General features: G+C 62.2%; 15 protein-coding genes and 2 pseudogenes. 12 read left to right on the forward strand and 5 right to left on the reverse strand.

All coding sequences use genetic code 11. The annotated features are described in order from the left end of the window. Nucleotides 1-109 precede the first annotated feature (109 nt). The gene (locus NRS07_RS01040; RefSeq protein WP_259210363.1) at nt 110-1,591 is read left to right on the forward strand and encodes a SulP family inorganic anion transporter; all 1,482 of its coding nucleotides are present in this window, start codon (nt 110-112) and stop codon (nt 1,589-1,591) included. Here NRS07_RS01040 and NRS07_RS01045 read toward each other — a convergent pair. The 3 genes from NRS07_RS01045 to NRS07_RS01055 form a co-directional block, all read right to left on the reverse strand. After that, nucleotides 1,588-2,703 (reverse strand): NADH:flavin oxidoreductase, encoded by a 1,116-nt coding sequence (locus NRS07_RS01045; RefSeq protein ID WP_259210364.1) that lies wholly within the window; start codon nt 2,701-2,703, stop codon nt 1,588-1,590. The two genes, NRS07_RS01040 and NRS07_RS01045, sit on opposite strands and share 4 nt — an antisense overlap. Before the next feature lie 119 nt (nt 2,704-2,822). Further along, nucleotides 2,823-3,389, reverse strand: coding sequence for a carboxymuconolactone decarboxylase family protein (locus tag NRS07_RS01050; protein ID WP_259210365.1), 567 nt, complete (start codon nt 3,387-3,389; stop codon nt 2,823-2,825). Between the two features lie 65 nt (nt 3,390-3,454). Beyond that, entirely contained in the window at nt 3,455-4,333 is an 879-nt protein-coding gene (locus NRS07_RS01055) for an AraC family transcriptional regulator (protein WP_259210366.1), read from the reverse strand. Nucleotides 4,334-4,482: 149 nt separating this feature from the next. Between NRS07_RS01055 and NRS07_RS01060 the strand changes: the two genes are divergently transcribed. The 4 genes from NRS07_RS01060 (at nt 4,483) to NRS07_RS01075 (ending at nt 8,010) form a co-directional block, all read left to right on the forward strand. After that, nucleotides 4,483-5,445, forward strand: a complete 963-nt coding sequence (locus NRS07_RS01060) for an IS1595 family transposase (protein WP_373889849.1) — start codon at nt 4,483-4,485, stop codon at nt 5,443-5,445. A gap of 172 nt (nt 5,446-5,617) precedes the next feature. Beyond that, entirely contained in the window at nt 5,618-6,307 is a 690-nt protein-coding gene (locus NRS07_RS01065; protein ID WP_259210369.1) for a haloacid dehalogenase type II, read from the forward strand. A 55-nt stretch (nt 6,308-6,362) separates the two neighbouring features. Then, on the forward strand, nt 6,363-7,172 hold the full coding sequence (locus NRS07_RS01070) for an alpha/beta fold hydrolase (RefSeq protein WP_259210370.1): 810 nt from the start codon (nt 6,363-6,365) through the stop codon (nt 7,170-7,172). A gap of 25 nt (nt 7,173-7,197) precedes the next feature. Next, nucleotides 7,198-8,010, forward strand: a complete 813-nt coding sequence (locus NRS07_RS01075) for a deiodinase-like protein (RefSeq protein WP_259210376.1) — start codon at nt 7,198-7,200, stop codon at nt 8,008-8,010. A gap of 22 nt (nt 8,011-8,032) precedes the next feature. Here the strand turns inward: NRS07_RS01075 and NRS07_RS01080 are convergent. After that, a pseudogene (locus tag NRS07_RS01080) lies at nt 8,033-8,230 on the reverse strand (IS5/IS1182 family transposase); the annotation flags it as partial. Nucleotides 8,231-8,381: 151 nt separating this feature from the next. On the opposite strand from NRS07_RS01080, the gene NRS07_RS01085 reads away from it, so the two are divergent. The 4 genes from NRS07_RS01085 (at nt 8,382) to NRS07_RS01100 (ending at nt 17,143) form a co-directional block, all read left to right on the forward strand. Then, the gene (locus tag NRS07_RS01085) at nt 8,382-11,213 is read left to right on the forward strand and encodes a type VI secretion system Vgr family protein (RefSeq protein ID WP_259210377.1); all 2,832 of its coding nucleotides are present in this window, start codon (nt 8,382-8,384) and stop codon (nt 11,211-11,213) included. Nucleotides 11,214-11,233: 20 nt separating this feature from the next. Further along, a complete protein-coding gene (locus tag NRS07_RS01090) occupies nt 11,234-13,507 on the forward strand; it encodes a DUF3274 domain-containing protein (protein ID WP_259210378.1) in 2,274 nt (757 codons plus the stop codon). Then, on the forward strand, nt 13,504-15,324 hold the full coding sequence (locus NRS07_RS01095; RefSeq protein ID WP_259210379.1) for a DUF2875 family protein: 1,821 nt from the start codon (nt 13,504-13,506) through the stop codon (nt 15,322-15,324). The genes NRS07_RS01090 and NRS07_RS01095 overlap by 4 nt, the downstream gene beginning before the upstream one ends. Nucleotides 15,325-15,400: 76 nt before the next feature. Then, entirely contained in the window at nt 15,401-17,143 is a 1,743-nt protein-coding gene (locus NRS07_RS01100; RefSeq protein WP_259210381.1) for a DUF2875 family protein, read from the forward strand. 193 nt (nt 17,144-17,336) lie between these two features. On the opposite strand, the pseudogene NRS07_RS01105 reads toward NRS07_RS01100, so the two are convergent. Further along, nucleotides 17,337-18,081 (reverse strand): annotated as a pseudogene (locus NRS07_RS01105) (IS3 family transposase). Nucleotides 18,082-18,240: 159 nt separating this feature from the next. Here NRS07_RS01105 and NRS07_RS01110 point away from each other — a divergent pair. The 3 genes from NRS07_RS01110 to NRS07_RS01120 all read left to right on the forward strand — a co-directional run bounded on the left by NRS07_RS01110 (nt 18,241) and on the right by NRS07_RS01120 (nt 22,086). Beyond that, entirely contained in the window at nt 18,241-20,037 is a 1,797-nt protein-coding gene (locus tag NRS07_RS01110; RefSeq protein WP_259210382.1) for a serine hydrolase, read from the forward strand. A 134-nt stretch (nt 20,038-20,171) separates the two neighbouring features. Further along, complete coding sequence (locus NRS07_RS01115) at nt 20,172-20,873, forward strand: response regulator transcription factor (protein WP_259210383.1); 702 nt, start codon at nt 20,172-20,174, stop codon at nt 20,871-20,873. Nucleotides 20,874-20,946: 73 nt separating this feature from the next. Further along, nucleotides 20,947-22,086 carry a HAMP domain-containing sensor histidine kinase gene (locus NRS07_RS01120; protein WP_259210384.1) on the forward strand — a complete coding sequence of 380 codons (1,140 nt, stop codon included), beginning with the start codon at nt 20,947-20,949 and terminating at the stop codon, nt 22,084-22,086. Nucleotides 22,087-22,149 lie beyond the last annotated feature (63 nt).

Here is a 22,149-nt window from a genome sequence, read left to right on the forward strand (position 1 = left end):
AGTGACCCCGCCGTAACGTTACCTCTCGCAAGTTGAACCGGCGACGCCGCGCCATCTGGCGGCGTCTTCCCCTTTCTTGTACTCGGCATCAGCCCGAGAAGGTATCTTCATGTCAATTCAAACGATTCGCCAGGACTGGTTTTCCAACGTCCGCAACGACCTGCTCGCAGGCCTTGTAGTCGCACTCGCGCTCATTCCCGAGGCGATTGCGTTTTCCATCATCGCCGGTGTCGATCCCAAAGTCGGCTTGTATGCGTCGTTCTCGATTGCGACCCTGATCGCCTTCTTTGGCGGCCGGCCGGGAATGATTTCCGCCGCCACCGGGGCCATGGCCCTGGTGATGGTGACGCTGGTAAAGGCGCACGGCCTGGATTACCTGCTTGCCGCCACGATCCTGGCGGGCCTGCTGCAGATCGTGGCCGGATGGATCAAGCTCGGCCGCTTGATGCGTTTCGTGTCGCGCTCGGTGGTGACGGGCTTCGTCAATGCACTGGCGATCCTGATCTTTCTGGCGCAACTACCCGAGCTGACCGGCGTGACCTGGCATGTCTACGCCATGACGGCCGCCGGCCTGGCGATCATCTACGGCTTGCCGTACATTACCCGCGCCGTACCGTCACCCCTGGTGGCGATTGTTGTGCTTACCGGCGTGTCCATGGTCCTGGGCCTGGGCATTCGTACGGTCGGCGACATGGGCCAGCTTCCGGACAGCCTGCCGTCGTTCCTGATCCCGAACCTGCCGTATACCTTCGAGACCTTGCAGATCATCCTGCCTTATTCGATCACGTTGATGGTGGTGGGCCTGCTCGAGTCCCTGATGACCGCCACGATCATCGACGACCTGACCGATACCAAGAGCGACAAGAACCGTGAATGTGTCGGCCAGGGCGTAGCCAATATCGCGACCGGCTTCATCGGCGGCATGGCCGGCTGCGCGATGATCGGCCAGTCAGTCATCAATGTGAAATCCGGAGGCCGCGGGCGCCTCTCGACCCTGACCGCGGGTGTCGTGCTCTTGCTTTTGGTCGTGTTCCTCGGTGAATGGGTTAGGCAGATTCCGATGGCGGCCCTGGTCGCGGTGATGATCATGGTATCGGTCGGCACCTTTAACTGGGACTCGATCAAGCACATGCGCCAGCATCCGGCCAGCTCGAGCATCGTCATGCTCGCCACTGTCGTCGTCACGGTGGCAACCCATGACCTGGCAAAAGGCGTGCTGACCGGCGTTCTGTTGTCCGGCGTGTTTTTCGCCCAAAAGGTCAGCCAGCTGCTCGCAGTGCGCTCGCAGACCGACGATGGGGGTCGCACCCACCGCTACCAGGTGACCGGACAAGTCTTCTTTGCCTCATCCGATCAGCTCGTCAACTCGTTCGACTACGGCGACGCCCCGGCCATGGTGCATATCGACCTGAGCCAGGCGCATTTCTGGGACATCACGGCGATCAGCGCCCTCGACAAGATCGTGCTGAAGTTCCGCAGGGCGGGCGCGCAAGTCGAGGTGCATGGCCTGAACGAGGCCAGTGCCACGCTAGTGGGCCGGTTCGCGGTCCACGACAAAGCTGACCGAAAAGATGTCGTGCCAGGTCATTAAGGGGTCGGCGCCAGAGTCTCTTGCTCCAGTTCGCTTTGCTTGATATTGGCCAGTGGCTGCAACAGTGCGAAGTCGAACTCGGTAATTGGCGCGGCGCCGGCCACCCGCAGCGGCCAGTCGGGATTGGCTAGTGCCGCCTTGCCCAGCGTGACCAGGGCCGCGTCGCCACGCTCGATGAGTGCCTCGGCTTTGTCGGGTTCGCCCAGCTGGCCATTGGCAATGACGGGCAGGCGGCCGTAGCGCACGGCCAGTGCGGCCAGGCTCTCGCCTTCGCCAAAGGCCGGCGCCGCCGCATCGAATTCGGTCGTATGGAGATAGTCGATGCCGGCACCTGCCAGGCTCTCGAAGATATCCTTGGCGTCCTGTTCGCCCTTGGCCCATTTGTGCTCGTAGTCATTGACCTTGCCCTGCGAGATACGCATGCCGACGGTGAAATCGTCGCCCACTTCGCGTCGCACCGCCTGGCTGACCTCGACCAGCAGCCGCACCCGGTCAAGGGTCGATCCACCGTATTGGTCGGTACGTTCGTTCGTATGCGCCGTCAGGAACTGGTCGAGCAGGTACCCGTTCGCCCCATGGATCTCGACGCCGTCGAATCCGGCCTGTTTGGCGCGGCCGGCGGCGCTGGCAAAGGCTGCTGTCACCGCGTCGATCTCGGCCAGCGTCATCTCGGCAGGCAGCGGGTAGGGTCCTTCGCCGCGATAAAAGCCCATCTGGGTACCGAGCGGCTGCACGGCCGAAGGCGCGACGGTGCCAGGTTCCCAGTGCGTTCCCTGGCTAAGCGCACCGGCATGCATCAGTTGCAGGACGATTTTGCTTCCTTCGGCGTGGACCGCATCGACCACCTTGCGCCAGGCATCGGCCTGGGCCGTGTTGGCGATGCCCGGCTGGTGCAGGTAACCCTGGCTATGAAGAAGATCGGGGTAGGTGCCCTCGGTGATCACGAGCGCATGTCCGCCCCGCGCAAAGCGCGCATAGTAGCGCGCCATATCGTCGGTGGCCAGGCCGTCGGCGCTGGCACTGGTGCGCGTCATCGGCGCGACGGCGATCCGGTTTTTCAGGACAAGGGTGCCGATGGTCGTGGGGGTAAAGAGCGTGGATGATTCAGTCATGGGTGCATTGCCTTCAAGTCATTTACGGTGGATGTAGACGACGGCCGGGTGCTTGCCCTGCCGCGGCATGTGGCGATCTGCCAGGGCCGTGACGACGGCCGGGCAAACAACGCGCTGCCTTACTCTACCCTGTACGCCGAAAATGCCTCGTCGAGTTCGGTGCCGAATGCCTGGTTGCTATAGTTGCTGAGCGTTTTGACCGCCGCTGCCAGCACAATGTAGAGCAAGTCGCGCTCTTCGAATCCGGCCTGCAGGAACTGGCCAACGATATCGGCCGAGGGCTGTCCGTGTTTCGCCACCATCTCCACCGACATGGCCGAGAGTGCGGCCAGGCGAGCGTCGGCAATGGGCTGGCGCGCCCGAATCGCCTGCACCACCTCCGCGGGAACCATCGACATCTTTTCCGCGATCATGCTATGTGCCGCCGTGCAATACGTGCAGCCGTTGTACTGGCTAATCGACAGGAAGACGACTTCCTGTTCTACGGGCGACAGGCCTGATTCTTTCCGGAAAGCGTCGTAACCGTGCAGGTAAGTGCTCAGCAGGCCAGGAGCGTTGGCCATGTTGGCATACATGTTTGGAATAAACCCGGTTCCCTTGAGTGCAGCGTCGAGGACGTCTTTCTGTTTTCCCTGTGCGCTGGCGTGATCGACCGGGGCAATTTGATGGATGATCTTGTTCGACATGCGTGGCTCTCCTGGAAGGTATTGACTGTGCGCAGGGCCGCTAGGCCTTGGCGCAAATCGTCATCCTATCCGTGTGCCGGGCCGGGCTGGGAATCGGGCGTCTCGTTGTGTGTTCCCGGCGTCTCGTCCTGGCTGTTGAGCCACTCGCGCGGCGAGCAGCCCAGTTGGCGGACAAATGCGCGGCTCAGGGCGCTGGCGCTGCCGTAGCCCACGTCGAACGCGACCTGCTTGGTCTGCAGGCCCTGTCTCAACAGCCGCTGCGCGGTCATGATCCGCCACGACGCCAGATAGCCGACCGGGGTGTCGCCAACGGTGGTGCGAAAGTGAAGCGCAAAGCGTGCGCGCGACATGCCAGCTTGCGCGGCCATGTCGGACAGCTTCCAGTCGCGCGCCGGATCTTCGTGCATGGCGATGAGCGCTTTCGCGAGGCGCGTGTCGGCTAGTCCCGCGAGCACACCGCCTTGCGTCAAGCCATGTTCCACGCAATACCCGAGCAGGCGGATCATCAGCACTTCGCACAGGCGGTCGAGGGCGGCCTGGCCACCGTAGCGGCCGGCGAAGGCCTCGTCGACCATCAGGCCGAGCAAGGCGTGTGCGCCCGGCAGGCGCTCAAGCGGGATGAGCACGACGTCCGGAAGCGAATCGGCGATCGGGCTGCGGCCCCCGCCACCGAAGCGCACGGTGCCGCACACGACCTCCGCCCCTTCGCCTTCATCGGCGATCAGGCGATGCGCCTTCGGGCGAGGCAGGAACAAGAGGGTGGGCGTGGTAACGAGCACTGTCTCTTGCTCAAGGCCGAGCACCTGAACCGGCCCCTGCTGCACCAGATGGAGGTGGCCCTGCATCGCATCGTCGGGAAAATCATGGATGCCGCAAATTTTTCCTGTGTAGAAAACACCTGCACTCAGGCTGAAGCGGTTCAATAGCAGCGATAAATGATCCATGGCCCGGTCGTAAGTAGTCGTGCGGCGCGCAACGCGATGCCTGCCAGCGGCCGATTATAGAGGGCGCTGTACTCGTTAGCTATGGATGAGCATTGAACTGCTGAGCCATTTCGCGGTCCAACCCCGGTCGATCTCGATGGGAGTCATCTGTGAAAACGCCCAGGTTTGCCAAGCTGTTTGCCCAGTTTCCCATGCTCAACCAGGGCCAGCGGCTGCAGGTGCTCGATGCCCTGCATCCCGCAGCCGGCCTCGACCGGGTAATCGCCCTGATTGGGCAGATCCGTTCCGCAGGGCGGCGCTGTCCGCAGTGCAGCTGCCAGCGCTATCACCGGCACGGCCAGGCCAACGACCTGCAGCGCTATCGCTGTTGCCAGTGCCGGCGCACGTTTAATGACCTGAGTGGCACGCCGCTGGCGCGGCTCAGGCTGCGCGGCAAGTGGCTCGACTACCTCGGCGCCGTACTCGATTCTCGTCCGGTGCGCGACGCCGCCAAGCGGGTCGGCGTCCATCGTAACACGGCATTTCGCTGGCGCCATCGCTTCCTGGACCGGGTCAAGCATGACCGGCCAGCGCAGCTCGTCGGCATCGTCGAAGCCGACGAAATGTATTTGCTGGAATCGCAGAAAGGCTCGCGCACACTCGGTCGCCCGCCGCGCAAGCGAGGCGGACGGGCCAGTCTGCCCGGTATCTCACGCCACCTCGATTGCATTCTGGTTGCACGCGACCGCAGTGGTCGGACTATCGATGCGGTTACCGGACGCGGCGCCCTGAAAGTGCCCCAACTGGTGCGGCACCTGTTGCCGAAGCTGGCCCCGCAAGCGCTCCTGGTTACCGATTCGCACGCCGCCTACCGTGCTTTTGCCCGCCAGCGGGGTATTGCCCACCAGGCAGTCAATCTGCGCTCCGGCGAGCGGGTCCGGAGCGCGATTCATGTCCAGAACGTCAACGCCTACCACCGGCGCTTGCGCCAATGGCTGGCGCGGTTCCATGGGGTTGCCTCGCGTTGGCTCCCCAACTACCTGGGCTGGCGTTGGGCAATTGATGGCGGGCGGGTCACTTCCGTCGAGCACTTGCTGCGCATCATATTCGGACTCATCCATAGCCAACGGTGACAGCGCCTTATAGAACGGCGGGAGTACGGCCCCTCGACGCCAGGAGTGCCGTGCCGATTGCTAGCGTTTGTTGCCGTATGGGTAAATTTTGTATCGTGCCCGGCATATTCGCGGGCCGGCCTATGATTGTTCTTGATTAGCAAACCCTGCTATTGCCAATGAAGGAGATGTCATGAGCTTTCCGACGGTGAGTGCCCCCAAGGTGCTGCTCTTCGATGTGAACGAAACCCTGCTCGATCTGGCTGCATTGCATGAGAGTGTCGACAGCGTGCTGCTGGAACACCAGGGCTCGAAACAGTGGTTCAGCAAATTGCTGCATTACTCGCTGGTGCTCACTGTCAGCGGACAGTACCGTCCACTTCCCGAGATCGGCGTCGCGGTGCTCCAGATGATGGCGACCAACCGCGACGTCATGCTCAGCGAAGAAGACGCGAAAAAAGCGCTGGAACCCCTGCGCAGCGCACCGGCGCATCCCGATGTCCTGCCCGCACTCGACGCCCTGCGCAGCAGCGGCATTCGCATGGCAGCGCTGACCAACTCTTCAAGCGAGGTCTTGCGCGCCCAGCTCGAACACGCCGGTATCGCCCCCTTCCTGGAGCGGCAGCTCAGCGTCGAGTCGGTCGGCAAATACAAGCCGCATCGTGACGTCTACGCATGGGCGGCAGAGCAAATGCAGGTGCCTTTGCAAGACTGCATGCTGGTGGCCGCCCATCCCTGGGATGTTGCGGGCGCGGCCTGGGCAGGAATGCGCACCGCCTTCCTGGCCCGCCTCGGCGTGCAGCCGCTGCCCATCGCCCCCAAGCCCGACATCGAGGCCCTGGATCTGGGCGACCTGGCACAGCGACTGGGCGCGGCCGCATGATTCGAGGCCACCGGCTTGACGCCGCTTTGGCATCTGCAACAACAAAGGAGAAAACATGGAACAGACCGTAGTTGTCGACGACCTTCGCATGACCTGGACCGAGCAGGGGACGGGCTTTCCCGTAATCCTGGTGCACGGTATTCCGACCTCGCCTGCGCTGTGGCGGCATGTGATGCCGCGATTGCCGCAAGCACGCTGCATCGCATGGGAAATGGTGGGCTACGGCTCGTCGCGCGTGCAAGGCCGCGGACGCGATATCTCGATTGCGAAACAGGCCGATTATCTGGCGCGTTTTCTCGACACCATCGGCATCACCCGGGCGGTCTTTGCCGGGCATGACCTCGGTGGCGGCGTGGTCCAGATCCTGGCGGTGCGCCGTCCAGACCTGTGCGCTGGCCTGATGCTGACCAATGCGATTGGCTACGACTCGTGGCCGATCCCCAGCGTCAAGGCGATCAGTGCGGCAGGCGGCCTGGTGCGCCGCCTGCCCGCGGCAGCGCTCAAACCCATCCTGGGCAGCATGTTCGCACGCGGTCATACCTCGACAGAAGCGGCCGAAGAAGCCTTGCGCGTGCACTGGCCAATGTACAGCTCGCGTTTTGGACCGGACGCCTTTGTCCGGCAGGTCCAGTCGCTGGATGTGCACGATACGCTCGCCATTGAACAACAATTGCGTGAGCTCGCGGTGCCGGCGCGGATCGTCTGGGGCGATGCAGACCAGTTCCAGAAAATCGAATACGGCGAACGGTTCGCGCGCGACCTGAAAGCCCCGTTGTACCGCATTCCTGGCGGCAAACACTTTACGCCGGAAGACTCTCCCGGCGTGATCGCCGATGCGATCGGCGAACTGCTTACGCTTACCTGACCCACTTTTTTCAAGGAGAATTGCAATGACTTCTGTAAGCCAATACCGGTATGACCACGTCACCCGCCATGTACTGATGGACGATATGACGTTTAGCGACAAGGCGCCGCGCCCCGGCGAGCGCATACCGCAATTCGACCTGCCCCTGGCCGGTGGTGGCCGCGTTAATACTACCGATGCCAGCGGCCGCAAGCCGATGCTGCTGGTAACCGGATCGCTCTCTTGTCCGATGACGGCAAGCTCCAATCCGATGCTCAAGGAAATGCACCAAGAGTTCGGACGAGATATTGACTTTGTCATGCTGCAGGTGCGCGAAGCCCACCCGGGCGAATATCTGGAACAGCCGCAGAGCCTGGACGAGAAGATCGAGCACGCGCGCCAGTTGCAGCAGCGCGATGCGCTGCCATTTCCTATCGCCATCGATGACGTCGACGGCAGCGTGCACCAGGCACTCGACGGCAAGCCGAACTCGGTCTGGCTGATCGATGCGAACGGTACGATCGTCTACCGCGCCTTGTGGGTCGGTGACGAGGCGGGATTGGAACAGGCGCTCGATGCGGCGGTGCGCGGCGTGTCGCCGCCGCTTCAGGAAAGTACCCGCAGGCTAGCGCCAATGGCGATGGGAATCGGGAAGATGCAAGAAATGACGACGCGTTCCGGCCCCCGCGCTCAGCTGGACATGTGGCGCGCCGCGCCCCCAATGGCGGCCATCTCCTGGATTGCTGGTTTATACCAGCCGCTACCGCCAAAATGGCGCACGATTGCAGCGGTCGGTACTGTGGCCGTGGTGATGACGGCGGTGATGAAGGCAAAGTCGGCGCGTCGGAATAATCGTTAAGGCCTGGGTAGTTTTTTTGTAATACTGGAACCGTCACTGGCCTGCCCAGCCGGGTAAAACGGTTCAGCACGGCAGCGCGTTGTGGGAGCTCGGCGACCAAGCGGTCGACGTCGCATCCCATGTCGCGCTCGCTGTGCAGTTTGCAGCAGCGCACCTTCGTTCGAGCCAAGCTGCGCCAGTGGTAACCGCTCTACTTCTTCCATATTGTCCACCCTGAACGGCAACCGACAGCTCTTGCGCAAACGCATGATGCTGTGGTTAACCTACGTCAATAATCTTCTTTTTCGACAACGCTCCAGGACCCCACGTCTGGTACCACCTGGAGCGCATGTCGCCGTCGGCTGCTTGACCAGACTGAAAGAAGATGACAGATGGCAGACATGCGCACCGTGCAAGACCTTCGACTTGCCATGTCGACGCTCGGGACGCGAGACCGGCCTTTAGGACTCGTGCTCGCCCGCGCCGACGGAGCGCGCGATGATGACCTGCTAGCCCAGAGGCTGATCGGCAAGGAATCCGTCTGCGGCGGCTTTGAGTACCGCGTCCTGTGCGTGGCCGATAACGCCGCGCTAGCCCTGAAGGACTTTATCGGGCTAGCTGCCGAACTGCGCGTGATCACCGACCGCGGCAATGTACGCCGCATCTGCGGGATCGTCACCGAAGCGGCATCGGGCCAGAGCGACGGCGCCCTGGCGACCTACCAGCTGGTGATGCGCGATGCGTTGTCGATCATGGAAGGCCGCACCAACACCCGGGTTTTCCGCAACCAGAACGAACTGGACGTCATCAAGACTTTGGTGGCCGAGTGGCACAAGCGCAATGCTGTCCTGCGCGCGACGTTCGAGCTACAGGTCGACGTCGGACTAGGCAGCAAGTTCGCCGCGCGTGAATTCATCATGCAGCACAACGAGTCGGATGCGGCTTTCATACGGCGCCTGCTGCAGCGCCGCGGTATTGCCTGGTTCTTCCGCACTGGTTTGCCGAACGATTCTTACCAGCGCCGCCCGCGGCAGGAGCCAATCGGGCATACGCTGTTCTTGTTCGAAAACACCAACCATCTGGAGCAGAATGCGGCTGGCAGTGTGCGTTTTCATCGCGACGCCGCCACCGAGCAGCGTGATGGCATCACTGGCTGGAGCGCCGTGCGCACCCTGCAGCCCGGCAGCGTTTCTTTGCACACATGGGATTATAAGAATCCATCCGGTGGCATGTTCATGGAAACCCGCGCGCAGTCAAGGGCCGACCAGGGCGAGCGCGGGAACGAACTGGCCGCGGGTCTTGACAACTACCACGTTGCGGCGCCGCACATTGCCGAAAATGCAAGAGACCTGACCGAGTTAAGCTACGCGCAAATAGCGCACTACGAATATGAAGCCAAGAGCTTTCACGGCGAAGGCGGCGTGCGCGACCTGGCGGTAGGTGAATGGTTCAGCCTGGAGGGCCACCCTGAAATCAATACCCATCCGGCGAACGAGCGCGAATTCGTCATCACGGCGCAGCATATAGCAGCGCAAAACAATTTACCGGTCGAGATTGGCGCTCGCGTCGAGCGGCTGTTCAACCGAAACGACTGGAGCCAGGGCGACTACGCAGTCTTTGCCAACGGCGACGGTGAGCCGATCCGCTACAAGACGCGCTTTACCTGCGTGCGTCGGGGCATTCGTATTGTTCCGCCCCGTGCCACCTTGCCACAGCCGGCGCTACAGACGGCGATCGTGGTCGGTCCCGCCAACGAACAAGTATGGTGCGACGAAATGGGGCGCGTCAAGATCCGCTTTCCAGCGACGCGTCCGCAAGACCACGAACACGCCAACGGTGTCGGTAGCTCGGACTCGGATGCCGATTCGGCCTGGGTGCGCGTGGCTTCCAACTGGGCCGGCAACGGGCCCGGTAGCGCCGGACAGTGCGGCACACGCCTGTTGCCGCCGATTGGCACCGAAGTATTGGTCGGCTGGGCTGGCGCAGACCCGGACAAGCCCATCATTATTGGCCAGCTGTACAACGGCAGTGGCCCACCGCCGACGTTCCGCCACGAAGGCAGGCTGCCAGGCACAAAGTACCAGTCGGGCATCCGTTCGCGCGAGATACGCGGCGGGCGCGGCAACCAGCTACGCCTGGACGACACCACGGGCCAGATCAGCGCGCAGCTGGCGAGCGATCATGCCACCACGGAGCTCAACCTCGGCTACCTGACCGAGCTGCGCCAGGATGGCAGCGCCGCTCCGCGCGGCGAAGGCGCAGAGTTGCGCAGTGACGAGGCGATCGCACTGCATGCTGCCAGGGGTATCCTGCTGAGCGCATGGAAACTGCTGGGTGGCGCGAACGCGAAAGGCAGCCAGCTCGCGCGCGAGGATTATCTCGGCCTGTTGCGTGAGTGCGGTGAACTGTGCGCCGCGCTCGGCAACTTCGCGGCCGAACACCACGGCATGCCAATCGACACCAAGGAGCAAGACGAACTGCTGGCCCGTTTCAAGCGGTGGGAAGGCGGCAGCAATACCGCACCCACGGCGGCCGAGCCGGGAGAGCCGGTCATTGGCATCACGTCCCCGGCAGGGATTGGCTTTGCCAGCAGCAAGGCCATCGTCAGCTATTCGGCGCGGAACATCGATACGGTAGCCCAGCAGCACCTGCAGATGACCGCCGGCCAGCGCTTGAGCATGAATGCCGGCAAGGGCATTTCCTTGTTCGCCCAGAATGGCGGCCTCACTGGCATCGCCCACTTTGGCAAGCTGCTGCTCCAGAGCCAGCACGACGACACCGACATCAACTCGGCCAAGAACCTGAATGTGAGCGCCACCGAAGGCACCGTCACTGTGTCTGGCAAAGTCATCTTGTTGGTGGCCGAAGACGGTTCTTTCCTGAAACTGGGCGATGGTCCACCGGTTTTGGGCAGCAAACAATCGCTCAAATTTCACGCACCCGAGTTCTTCTACGAAGGGCCAGAAAGCATGACGGCCCAGTTTCCAAAGTTCGGCGAGGGCGTGGCCGACCAGAAGCTGGCGGTGCACTACGCGCGCGGTACGCCGCTCGAGAACGGTGACCGGCCGCTGGGCGGCGCCGTCAAGGACGCCAGGATGAACATCGGGCTGAGCGACGGCAGCGCCATGCAGGTGCGCAGCGGTGCCGATGGCAAATCTGAATTGATCGAGCGCGACGCCATGCACATGGCCGACATCAGCCTGATGCGCGGCGGCGACCAATAGCCCAACCGTAAGGTGAACTCATGACAGATGCGAGCAGCATATATCCAAAGTCTGAATATGTGGCGAAGTACTCCTGCACGGTATTGCAAAACAAGCGTGCCTCCGACAAGCTCATCGAGCACCCCCGCGACAAGCCTTGCAACATCATCATCATCCACGGCGTGAACGATGTTGGTACCAGCTTCAATGAAGTCGAAGAAGGACTCTGCGCCGGACTTGAGCAACGCTTGTTCCGCTGCTTCAAACCGGCGAAGTACTCGCTGCCTACCGACAAGAACAAGGTGGTCGACGACCCGGACGCAACCTACTTCAAGCGCAAGCTAGGTACCGACACCGACAGTCCGGTTATTCCGTTCTACTGGGGCTTCCGGGAGGCGAGAGAAAAAGCAAAACCGGTTAACGGCCAGATGACCGACCGCTACGGCAATCGCCTCGACAAGGATTTGTCCAAAGGGGGCGGCCCGTTTGCCAATGCCACCAGCAGCCTGCCCGACATGTGGAACCGCGGTGCCGGGGCACCCATGGATCCCATGAAAGACCCGCTGCGGCCGCTCAATAATGCTCCGGGCCGCATGTACATGGTGCTCGCCGCGCGGCGTTTGGCAGCCCTGGTCGCGATGATCCGCGACTACGGGCGGGACGAGACGGTCACGATTGTCGCGCATAGCCAGGGCTGCTTGATCAGTTTGCTCGCACAGGCATTCCTGATGGAGCGTGGCGAGCGCACCGCCGACACCCTGATCCTGACCCATCCCCCGTACAGCCTCGATGATGACACCGACACGCTGGTCGACCTGGCGAATTTTTTTACTGGCGGTACGGATGCCCCGATGGGACCGCACTACGGCAAGATTGCGGCGCCGCAGACCCTGCACGGCAGACTGCAGACCCTGGTGAACATCGTCAAGGGCGTTGCCAAGGCAAAAGCAAGCGCGCCTGCCTTTGCAAACATCAGCGAGGCTGGATGTGGCGGCATGGTCGAGGGCCGCTGGACGCCGGATGCCGATCGTGACAACCGGGGTAAGGTCTACCTCTACTTCAGCCCCGAAGATATGACGGTTGCCCTGCAGAACATGAAAGGAATTGGCTGGCAAGGCGTCCCTGACTACCTGCAAGGCACGCGGGCCACCGGGCAACGCGACGTCAGCGGGTATGCGGCCAGCAAAGGTTTGAGCATCGGCCCTGTCCGCAATATTACCGAACAAACCACCCGACAACCGCTCCTGGAATTGGGCAGCAGTTTCCGCCAGCGCGTGTTTACTGCAAAGCGGCGCTGGGACCCGCAAAAGCGTCGAGCGCTGCCGGTACTGGTTGGCCAGCCGCCCCACGATTTCGCATTGTCGATCAAGGGCGAAGACGACCACGCACACGTCGCGAAGAGCGGGCGCGGACTGCGCGCCTCGCTGCCGGTTGCCACGTGGCCAGTCCAGCCGGGCGACACGCCCGAGACTCAGCGCTACGGAATCCGCAGGATCAATGGCGAACCCTTGCCCAAGCCCTGCTTGGCAGACTTGCGCGGCAGTCAAATCGACGCAGTCAAGATTCCGGAAAGCTCGACGCATTCCAGGCTGAAACCGGCAAATCGTGGGCCGTGTGAAGAAGTTGACCCGATCACGGCGGCGATAGCGATCGCTCGTAGCGACGCTTTGCGCATCAACCCCGAGGTGTGCCCCGACCCGACGGGAAAGGTCAGCTATCCACGCGTCCAGCAACCATTGCCCAGACAGGATGTTCAACGGATGGAAACCGCGTACAACGCGCAGAAAAATCCAAAGGGTACGCACGACGAGAACAGGTTCGAGATCGTGCATGCGATACGCAACCCCGACGGCACGGTCGTTGCGATGGTGCGGGAAAGCCGGGATGCGGCGCGGCGCCGCTGGCAGCATGAAGTGAGCGCCAAGTCCTTTCATAGCGCGATCTTCGACAGCCGCAAGAACCATAGCCAGGTCACGGCCTACGACGTTTCCATTGGCCGGGGAAGGGCGGCCACCGATCCAAATTTCTATGCCTACCTGTGCGCGGTGGCGGACTGGCGGTTGAAGGATCCGCCTTTGGGTGAGGGCTACCGAAAAGGAATCATGAAGTGGGCAGACTTCGTAATGTCTTTCAGCGTCTACCTCGAGTGTGAACCTCCGTGGCGGCGTGAGCTCATCGAAGGCAACATGAGGTACTACACCGACGGCACCTTGCCGGCTTGCCTGCCGCTATTGACTGGCAAGCTCCTGGACATCGTGGTGTCGGAAACGACGGGAACGCGGATCACGCGGACGGCGCCGAAGGAGAAAGCGTGAGTGCCCTGGCCCTGGATAACGAGGCTATGGTCAAGCGTCCGAAGCCTTGGCGCTATCTTGCCGGCGCGGTCCTCGCCTATCCCCTTTTGCTCGTGCTGTGGGTGATATTCGATTTTCGGGTTCTCAACCCGGAACTGATGACTGTTGACGTGGAGACGACGATGGACAAGATACGTTGGTTCGGGGTGCCGCTGGCGGTCGTTGCATTTCTGTTCGGCGGCAGCTGGCTGGTAGCGTCCTTCAAGGCAGACGCGCGGGAAACCGAGTGGCAACAGAAAACGCAGCAGCTCAAGGCGCACGAGGCCGCAGCCAACACCGAGCCGGCGCGCCGGGAGTACGTGCTGGAAGTGATCGGCTTGGGCGTCACGGTCGAGAAATACCGGCAAGGCAAGCTGTGGGAAGCCCTGCAAACCGGAACGCCCTTGAGCAGCATCCGCGAGCCGGACCCGAATAAGTATGAGTGGAGCAAATTCGACAAGAAAGGCGTAGCTGGATCCCGCGCGTATGACGCACTGGAAAACGGCGCGGCGGCCTCACCAATGTACTGGGGTGCGCCGTCCTTCTATGCCGGCAGCCCCATACTCGATCCCGCCGAACAGCCGAGCGAGATACGGCCCATGGCCGGGCTGGCCAGCGGCGCGGAAACTACCGGAATGGCCTGGCACCTGTTCGTGACCGCGCCATGGCAGCTGGCAGAGCGCCCCGACCAGCTGCTGGAACAGGTATTCGCCTTCTTCGACACTCATCCGGACGTGCCCTACGTCATGCTGCATTCGGAAGACAGCTCGGCAACGCGCGACGACTTTCTAGCTCCAAGTGCGCCTAGGCTTGTCAAGGACGGTCATTACATCCCGGCCATGCCCGATTCCACCGCCGTCTTCGTGCTGGCACGCCGCGAACGCGTCGAGCCGCTGCGCCCGTATGTGTGGGACGACCCGGACAATGACTACCTGCAAGAGAACCTGCGGATGATGTACTACGACGTTCAAAAGAAGGTACCGACACCCGAAAAACTGGCCAACCCCGAAAAACACCACCGTACGCGCCTGCCGACTGTCGCCGAATGGCTGACGGCCGCGGCCGCATTCGCCAAGCGTCCGGTGTTCGACCATGACCAAGCAGACATCTCCCTGGCGGCGTTCCGCCGCTGGCTGAACGACCCGCCTAAGGACTGGAAACCAACGCCGTGGTTCCCGGTGCCATGGAATCGCAATCAGATGAAGGCATTCGACAACTTGCCTTCGCTTGGCTTTATTCACCGTCCAGTCTTCGTCAAATTCGAGGACGAGCACGGCCAGCCGGTCAAGCGCCGCGAGGCGCGCCAGAAGTTGTTGGAAGCAGGCTGGCAACAGGCGCTCCACACCTTGCCGGCTGCCGAGCGTGCAAAAGGCCCGGCCCGCATCATTGGCGCCTTCGGCAAGCAGGTCGACCAGCAGATTGCATTTGAAGGCACCCTGCACAGCTACGCGGCGCAAGGCGGCCCCGAGATCGACACCAGCAAGACCAAGCAGTTCATCAACACCGACCATCGCTTCGGCAACACCGGAGCCAGCACTTTCTTTGTGCAGATGGCGGTCGGCGTGTTGGGGAGCTATTACGAGGGTGGCACCTCGGCCGCCGTCAACCTGCGCGATCCCGCCGGCGCCAGCATTGTCTTTATCAGTCCGCCAACAAAAGAGCGGCGCGAGGCGCAGAAAGACCGCGACCTGTTTCAACATCAAGTACAGCCGGCGATCGATCCGGAAAACTACAAGGCGCCGACAGTCTTGCAAAACGAAGGGGCAATGGGCGTCAAGGAGACTGCTTCTAAGCAGTAATGCTCTCGTCATGTGACCGAGGCTCGAGTTACGGGTTCTCGACCCGGAACTGATGAACGTTGACGTGGAGACGACGATGGACAAGATACGTTGGTTCGGGGTGCCGCTGGCGGTCGTTGCATTTCTGTTCGGCGGCAGCTGGCTGGTCGGGTCCTTCAAGGCAGACGCGCGGGAACGCGTGTGGCAACAGAAAACGCAGCAGCTCAAGGCGCACGAGGCCGCGGCCAACACCGAGCCGGCGCGCCGGGAGTACGTACTGGAAGTGATCGGCCTGGGCGTCACGGTCGAGAAATACCGGCAAGGCAAGCTGTGGGAAGCCCTGCAAAACGGAACGCCCTTCAGCAGCATCCGCGAGCCGGACCCGAATAAGTATGAGTGGAGCAGCTTCGACAAATCTGGCGTGGCCGGATCGCGCGCGAATGACGCATTGGAAAACGGCGCGGCGGCTTCGCCAATGTACTGGGGCGCGCCGTCCTTCTATGCGGGCAGCCCCATGCTCGATCCCGCCGAACAACCCAGCGAGATACGGCCCATGGCCGGGCTGGCCAGCGGCGCGGAAACTACCGGAATGGCCTGGCACCTGTTCGTGACCGCGCCATGGCAGCTGGCAGAGCGCCCCGACCAGCTGCTGGAACAGGTATTCGCCTTCTTCGACACTCATCCGGACGTGCCCTACGTCATGCTGCATTCGGAAGACAGCTCGGCAACGCGCGACGACTTTCTAGCTCCAAGTGCGCCTAGGCTTGTCAAGGACGGTCATTACATCCCGGCCATGCCCGATTCCACCGCCGTCTTCGTGCTGGCACGCCGCGAACGCGTCGAGCCGCTGCGCCCGTATGTGTGGGACGACCCGGACAATGACTACCTGCAAGAGAACCTGCGGATGATGTACTACGACGTTCAAAAGAAGGTACCGACACCCGAAAAGCTGGCCAACCCCGAAAAACACCATCGTACGCGCCTGCCGACTGTCGCCGAATGGCTAACGGCCGCGGCAGCATTCGCCAAGCGTCCGGTGTTCGACCATGACCAGGCAGACATCTCCCTGGCGGCGTTCCGCCGCTGGCTGAACGACCCGCCAAAGGACTGGAAACCAACGCCGTGGTTCCCGGTGCCATGGAACCGCAATCAGATGAAGGCATTCGACAACTTGCCTTCGCTCGGATTCATCCACCGTCCGGTTTTCGTCAAATTCGAGGACGAGCACGGCCAGCCGATCAAGCGCCGCGAGGCGCGCCAGAAGTTGTTGGAAGCAGGCTGGCAACAGGCGCTCCACACCTTGCCGGCTGCCGAGCGTGCAAAAGGCCCGGCCCGTATCATCGGCGCCTTCGGCAAGCAGCTCGACCAGCAGATCGCATTCGAAGGCACCCTGCACAGCTATGCGGCGCAAGGCGGCCCCGAGATCGACACCAGCAAGACCAAGCAGTTCATCAACACCGACCATCGCTTCGGCAACACCGGGGCCAGCACTTTCTTTGTGCAGATGGCGGTCGGCGTGTTGGGGAGCTATTACGAGGGTGGCACCTCGGCCGCCGTCAACCTGCGCGATCCCGCCGGCGCCAGCATTCTCTTTATCAGTCCGCCAACAAAAGAGCGGCGCGAGGCGCAGAAAGACCGCGACCTGTTTCAACATCAAGTACAGCCGGCGATCGATCCGGAAAACTACAAGGCGCCTACAGTCCTGCAAAACGAAGGGGCAATGGGCGTCAAGGAGACTGCTTCTAAGCAGGAATGTTTAAAACCGTCGAGGATAGACGAAAGCATGTGCGAGCTCTCTCTTGGGAAGAAAAGGGCCGACTCAGAAAGTCCACGAAGCTAGCGGCAATTTGGCGAGCTGCCTTTGCAACAGCCCGCCAGCAAACCAGAAGTTGTTCTTTCTTTTTTTTGAATGAGCCGAGTTAAGTTTTTCAAATCAGTAGTAAGAAAATCAACGACTTACATATCTTGCAGACAGAGAAATGGTTGTCAACTCCTGAATCGCCCCGGCTTTCATGGAGGCCGGTTAGTGTGAGTCAGGCCGGTACGGCTTGACTGTTCTGTTGCCTGTAATAGTTTGCCTCAGCTTCCGCTGGCGGTATATAGCCGAGCGGTTCCAGCAGTCGGTGATGATTGAACCAGGACACCCATTCCAGCGTGGCCAGTTCGACGGCCTCACGCGTTTTCCAGGGAGCGCGGCGGTGGATCAGTTCAGCCTTGTAGAACCCGTTGATGGTCTCAGCCAGGGGATTATCGTAACTGTCGCCCTTGCTACCCACAGACGGTTCGATGCCGGCTTCCGCCAGGCGCTCGCTGTACTTAATCGATACGTATTGCGAGCCCCTATCGCTATGGTGGACCAGCCCGTTCCGTTCGGGCTGACGTACGTACAGCGCCTGTTCCAGGGCATCGAGCACGAAGTCGGTTCGCATCGAACTGCTGACCCGCCAGCCGACAATGCGCCGAGCGAAGACGTCGATCACGAAGGCGACATAAACGAAACCTTGCCAGGTCGAGACGTAGGTGAAATCGCTGACCCACAGCTGATTTGGCCGCTGCGCCTTGACGCGCTCATTTTCGGCGGTAGTCGGCCCTGGACGCTGGCCGGTATCACGCTCTTGCTGGCGTACCCAAACGGCGCAGTGTTTCCGATGTGCAGCCGATCTTGGCAGCGATCGACGTGATGGCGGCCCACTGCGACTCATATTGGCTGCCGGCTTCGCTGACCATGCGCACGGCGCGCTCGATAACTTCAGGGGAATACTTGGGTTGCTTTTTCATAGCCCCATTCTCTCAAACAATGGAGCCTCTACAAAACCCGGGGCGATTCACTATAGCAATTCCGTTCGACTGTTGACTCCAAGTGATCACGCGATTTCACCTGCGTTTCACTGCCAGCGTTCTACCCTGAGCACTGGTCCATTTCACAACACCACACAATTGAACAAGCTGCTCAGGTTATTGGGTTTATTGCTGCTCGCGACGCCGCTGCAGGCGGCGCCAGATGTCCACTCCCAGCTCGCACAGCTACTGCACGAGGAAAAACTCCAGGGCGCGGTGTGGACCACACTGGAGGCGCAGGGCGCCGCCGGCCTGCGCGACGCGGGCACGGGCGCGCCGATGCGGTTTGACGACCGGGTGCAGGTAGGCTCGATCGCCAAGACCGTGCTTGCCACCGGCATACTTCGCATGGTGAGCGAGGGCCGTCTGGCTCTGGACGCTCCCGTTGCCACGGTGCTGCCCGGCATACGGTTCGACAATCCATGGGAAGCCAGCGACCCGGTACGCATTCGGCACCTGCTCGATCATACGGCCGGGCTGGATGACGTGCACCTGTGGCATGTCTTCACCATGCGGGCCGCTGCAGACACGCCGCTTGCCGCCGCCTTTCGACAAGGGAGCAAGGTGCTGCGGGTCCGCCAGCGCCCTGGCACGCGCTTCTCGTACTCGAACAGCGGCTATACGCTGCTGGGGATGGTCATTGAAGCCATTACCGGGCAAGCTTACGAGCCTTACCTGGACGCTACGCTGCTTGCGCGACTCGGCATGCACGACAGTAGCTTCGCCTTCGTCACGCAAGAGCGCGATCCGCGCCTCGCCAGCGGGCACTTCGAGGATGGCGCCACGCACCCGGCAGTACCCTCGTACGTGCGGCCGGCGGCCCAGTTCACCACCACCGCCGCGGACATGGGCCGTTTCGCGCGTTTCCTGATGAGCGATGGCAGCGTCAATGGCAAGCCCTTCATCGACACGGCCTTGTTGCGGCAAATGGGCGAGCCGGCCGGCACCGAAGCCGCGCGCGCGGGCTTGAGCGTCGGCTATGGCCTGGGGCTGCGACGGTACGATCGGCACTGGGCCGCTGCCAAGTGCCATGGCGGGAACACGGTCGGGTTCCGGGCGAAGCTCTGCCTGTTTCCGGACACGCAGCAGGCCTTTTTCATCGCCATCAATGCCGACAGTGAAACCGCCGACTATGCACGGTTCGACGCCTTGCTGACCCGCACCCTGAAGGTCGGCATGCTCCCAGCGCCTTTCGCTTCGCCGCATTTCGACAGCACGGCTTGGGAGGGCTGGTACGTTCCGGCGCCCAACCGGTTCGACAGTTTCCGCTTGCTCGATACCGTGTTCAACCCTGTCCACATCAGCGGCGATGGACATGCGCTGAAGCTTGTGTCGCCACAGTCTGGTGCCCTGATGCTGCGCCACGCGGGCGGCAGGCTGTTCCGTGGGCCAGACAAGCTGCGTGCATCGCATGTCTTGCTCGTTTCGGCCGAAGGCAGGCGCGTCCTCAGCACCGGAACACAGAGCTACGAGCAGGTATCCCTGGCGTACCTGGCGCTGCTGTGGATCAGTATCGGGGGCGGTGTGCTGGGACTCACCTATATCCTCATCAAGCCGCTCTGGCGGCTTGCCAGGCGCCGGACCGCGGGCCACATCGCGGGCTGTAGCGCGCGCCGAGACCCCTTGTGGGCGCCATTCGCCGGCGCGCTAGCCCTCCTGCTGCCGCTTCCTTTCTTTTACCACCAGTCGTTCATGCGGCTGGGGGAGTTGACGCTGGCCAGCGGCCTGCTGGCTGCCGTCACGGGCGCGCTGCCGGTCGCAATGCTCGCCGGACTGGCGGCGTCGCTGCGGGCAGCACGCGTTGATATCCTCGACGCGGCGGCGATGCTCGCGGTCTTGCAGCTTTGCCTGGTGCTGGCCGCGTGGGGACTGCTGCCGCTGCGCTTGTGGGCGTGAGCATGCTTCGCCGGCGCCTGGCGCGGATGCGGTAGCGATCGATTACATGCTGCTTGCCGCTATACTGATGAGTTCTGAACAAGGAAGGGAGGCGGGGACCATGCGATGCTGCCAGTCCATCCCCGCTAGAAATCATGCACCGTAGCGCTCTGAGCCTCCTGGTCGTGGAAGACCATCCGACAATCGCGCGCCAGGTCGTCGAGTTTTTGGAAGGACTGCGCTGGCACACCGATCATGCGGCCACCGGCGCCCTTGCCATTGACCTGGCGACGCGCGAAGCGTATGACGTCGTCCTGCTCGACCTGAACCTGCCGGACATGGATGGCCTGGAGGTGTGCCGCGCGATCAAGCAGACGGCAGCGCGCAACGTGCCGATCCTGATGCTCACCGCGCGCGATGCCTTCGAGGACAAGGCGCGCGGCTTTCGCGGTGGCGCGGATGACTATCTGACCAAGCCGTTCGATTTGCGCGAGCTGGCCCTGCGCTGCGAAGCGCTGGCGCGACGCCATCAACTCCACGTCAGTTACGAAATGCAGGTCGGCCGTCTCACGCTCCTGCCGCGGGAAAGGCGCGCGCTATACGACGAGGCGCCACTGGCGCTGACCCATGCGGGTTTCAAGATCCTGTTTCTCCTGTGCTCGGCGCACCCGCATGCGGTGTCCCGATCCAGATTGGTGCATGAGCTCTGGGGGGCCGACCCGCCGGACAGCGATGCCCTCAAGTCGCATATCTACGCGCTGCGCAGGCAGCTGGAACTGGCCAGCGGCGCCAACATGATCGTGACCATTCCCCAGCTGGGTTACCGTCTGACGCTGGATACGGCAAGCCATGTTTAGGTCGATCCGGCTGGGTCTTTTTACCGCGCTGGCCGGCTTCACGGTATTCCTCTGCGCGTGCTACACCGGACTGATGCTCGTCATTGCCTACGTCACCGAAGACATGCTGGTCGACCGGATCATGCAGCGCGAGGCCCATGCCATGGCCGCGCAATTCCAGCAGCATGGCACACCTGGAAATCCTGCCAACGACCTGATCCGCGCCTACGCCAGCCTTGATGCGCTGCCGCCACCAGTTCGCGATACGGTAGTGGCTGGACGCCTCCGTGCCGAAATCTTCACCGATACCGGCCAGCACTATCATGTCCGTACGCTCGACCTGCAGGCGCGATCCGGCACCCAGCGCCTCTATCTGCTGGCCGATGTCGGGCCGCTGCTTATCGTCTCGAAACTGATCCGTGAGGTGGGCGGCGTATTGACCGCCGTTGCCGTGGGCTTGATCGGCCTAGCGCTGCTGCTGGCCTACTTGCTGTCCAGGCGCCTGGTGCAGCCTTTGCAGGTACTGGCGGATGAAGTGCGAACTACCCGGCCGGGGGAGCACATCCTGTTCACCGCGCAGCAGCGGCGTGACGAGATCGGCTACCTTGCTCAAAAGCTCGGGAGCACCATCGCCGAACTGCACGCGGCGCTGGCGCGCGAGCATGCGTTCACGCGCGATGTCAGCCACGAGCTGCGTACACCGCTCACGGTCATGAAGAACGTCTTCGTCAAAGCAGGAACCCATGCGCTGGACCAGCAGGAGACGGCACAGTTGCAAGCCGGGGTCGAAGAGATCGACAACACGATCGACGTGCTGTTCGCCCTCGCGCGCGCCGAACACATTGCGGACGCGCGCTTCGACCTGCGCGGCTGTATCGAAAACGGCCTGCTACGCGTAGTGGACGAGAACTGGACCGATGAACGCCTGGTACTCGACCTGCCGGAGCGGCTCGATGTGATGGGAAACCGCCATTTGGCCATGCTACTGCTGAACAACTGTCTCGGGAATGCGCTGTTTCATGGCGGCCCTGGATCCCGGCTGCGATTGTCATTTGTAGAAGGGCGCTTAAGCTTGTTAAACAGCCTTGATCCGGCGCGGGCAGGCACGATGCAGGGTTTCCTGCATGGCCAGAACCTGTTGCGTCGCATTGCTGCGGCCATGCGCTGGCAACTGGACTTCCATGCCGGGGCGACCGCCTACCGGGTCGATATCGTACCGCGGCGCGCTCCCTGAAAGCAGTAGGATTTCACCGCCGCTTCACCACTGGCCGTCCATCCTGTGTGCTCGCCCACTTCC

The sequence above is a fragment of the Massilia sp. H6 genome, assembly GCF_024802625.1.
Classification (GTDB): Bacteria; Pseudomonadota; Gammaproteobacteria; order Burkholderiales; family Burkholderiaceae_D; genus Telluria.

Bases quoted from the DNA above. Each gene is read 5' to 3' on its own strand.
- NRS07_RS01100 (WP_259210381.1), top strand. From the start codon at position 15,401: ATGGACAAGATACGTTGGTTCGGGGTGCCGCTGGCGGTCGTTGCATTT.
- NRS07_RS01040 (WP_259210363.1), top strand. From the start codon at position 110: ATGTCAATTCAAACGATTCGCCAGGACTGGTTTTCCAACGTCCGCAAC.
- NRS07_RS01070 (WP_259210370.1), top strand. From the start codon at position 6,363: ATGGAACAGACCGTAGTTGTCGACGACCTTCGCATGACCTGGACCGAG.
- NRS07_RS01065 (WP_259210369.1), top strand. From the start codon at position 5,618: ATGAGCTTTCCGACGGTGAGTGCCCCCAAGGTGCTGCTCTTCGATGTG.
- NRS07_RS01115 (WP_259210383.1), top strand. From the start codon at position 20,172: ATGCACCGTAGCGCTCTGAGCCTCCTGGTCGTGGAAGACCATCCGACA.
- NRS07_RS01045 (WP_259210364.1), bottom strand. From the start codon at position 2,703: ATGACTGAATCATCCACGCTCTTTACCCCCACGACCATCGGCACCCTT.
- NRS07_RS01120 (WP_259210384.1), top strand. From the start codon at position 20,947: ATGCTCGTCATTGCCTACGTCACCGAAGACATGCTGGTCGACCGGATC.
- NRS07_RS01075 (WP_259210376.1), top strand. From the start codon at position 7,198: ATGACTTCTGTAAGCCAATACCGGTATGACCACGTCACCCGCCATGTA.
- NRS07_RS01090 (WP_259210378.1), top strand. From the start codon at position 11,234: ATGACAGATGCGAGCAGCATATATCCAAAGTCTGAATATGTGGCGAAG.
- NRS07_RS01050 (WP_259210365.1), bottom strand. From the start codon at position 3,389: ATGTCGAACAAGATCATCCATCAAATTGCCCCGGTCGATCACGCCAGC.
- NRS07_RS01085 (WP_259210377.1), top strand. From the start codon at position 8,382: ATGGCAGACATGCGCACCGTGCAAGACCTTCGACTTGCCATGTCGACG.
- NRS07_RS01055 (WP_259210366.1), bottom strand. From the start codon at position 4,333: ATGGATCATTTATCGCTGCTATTGAACCGCTTCAGCCTGAGTGCAGGT.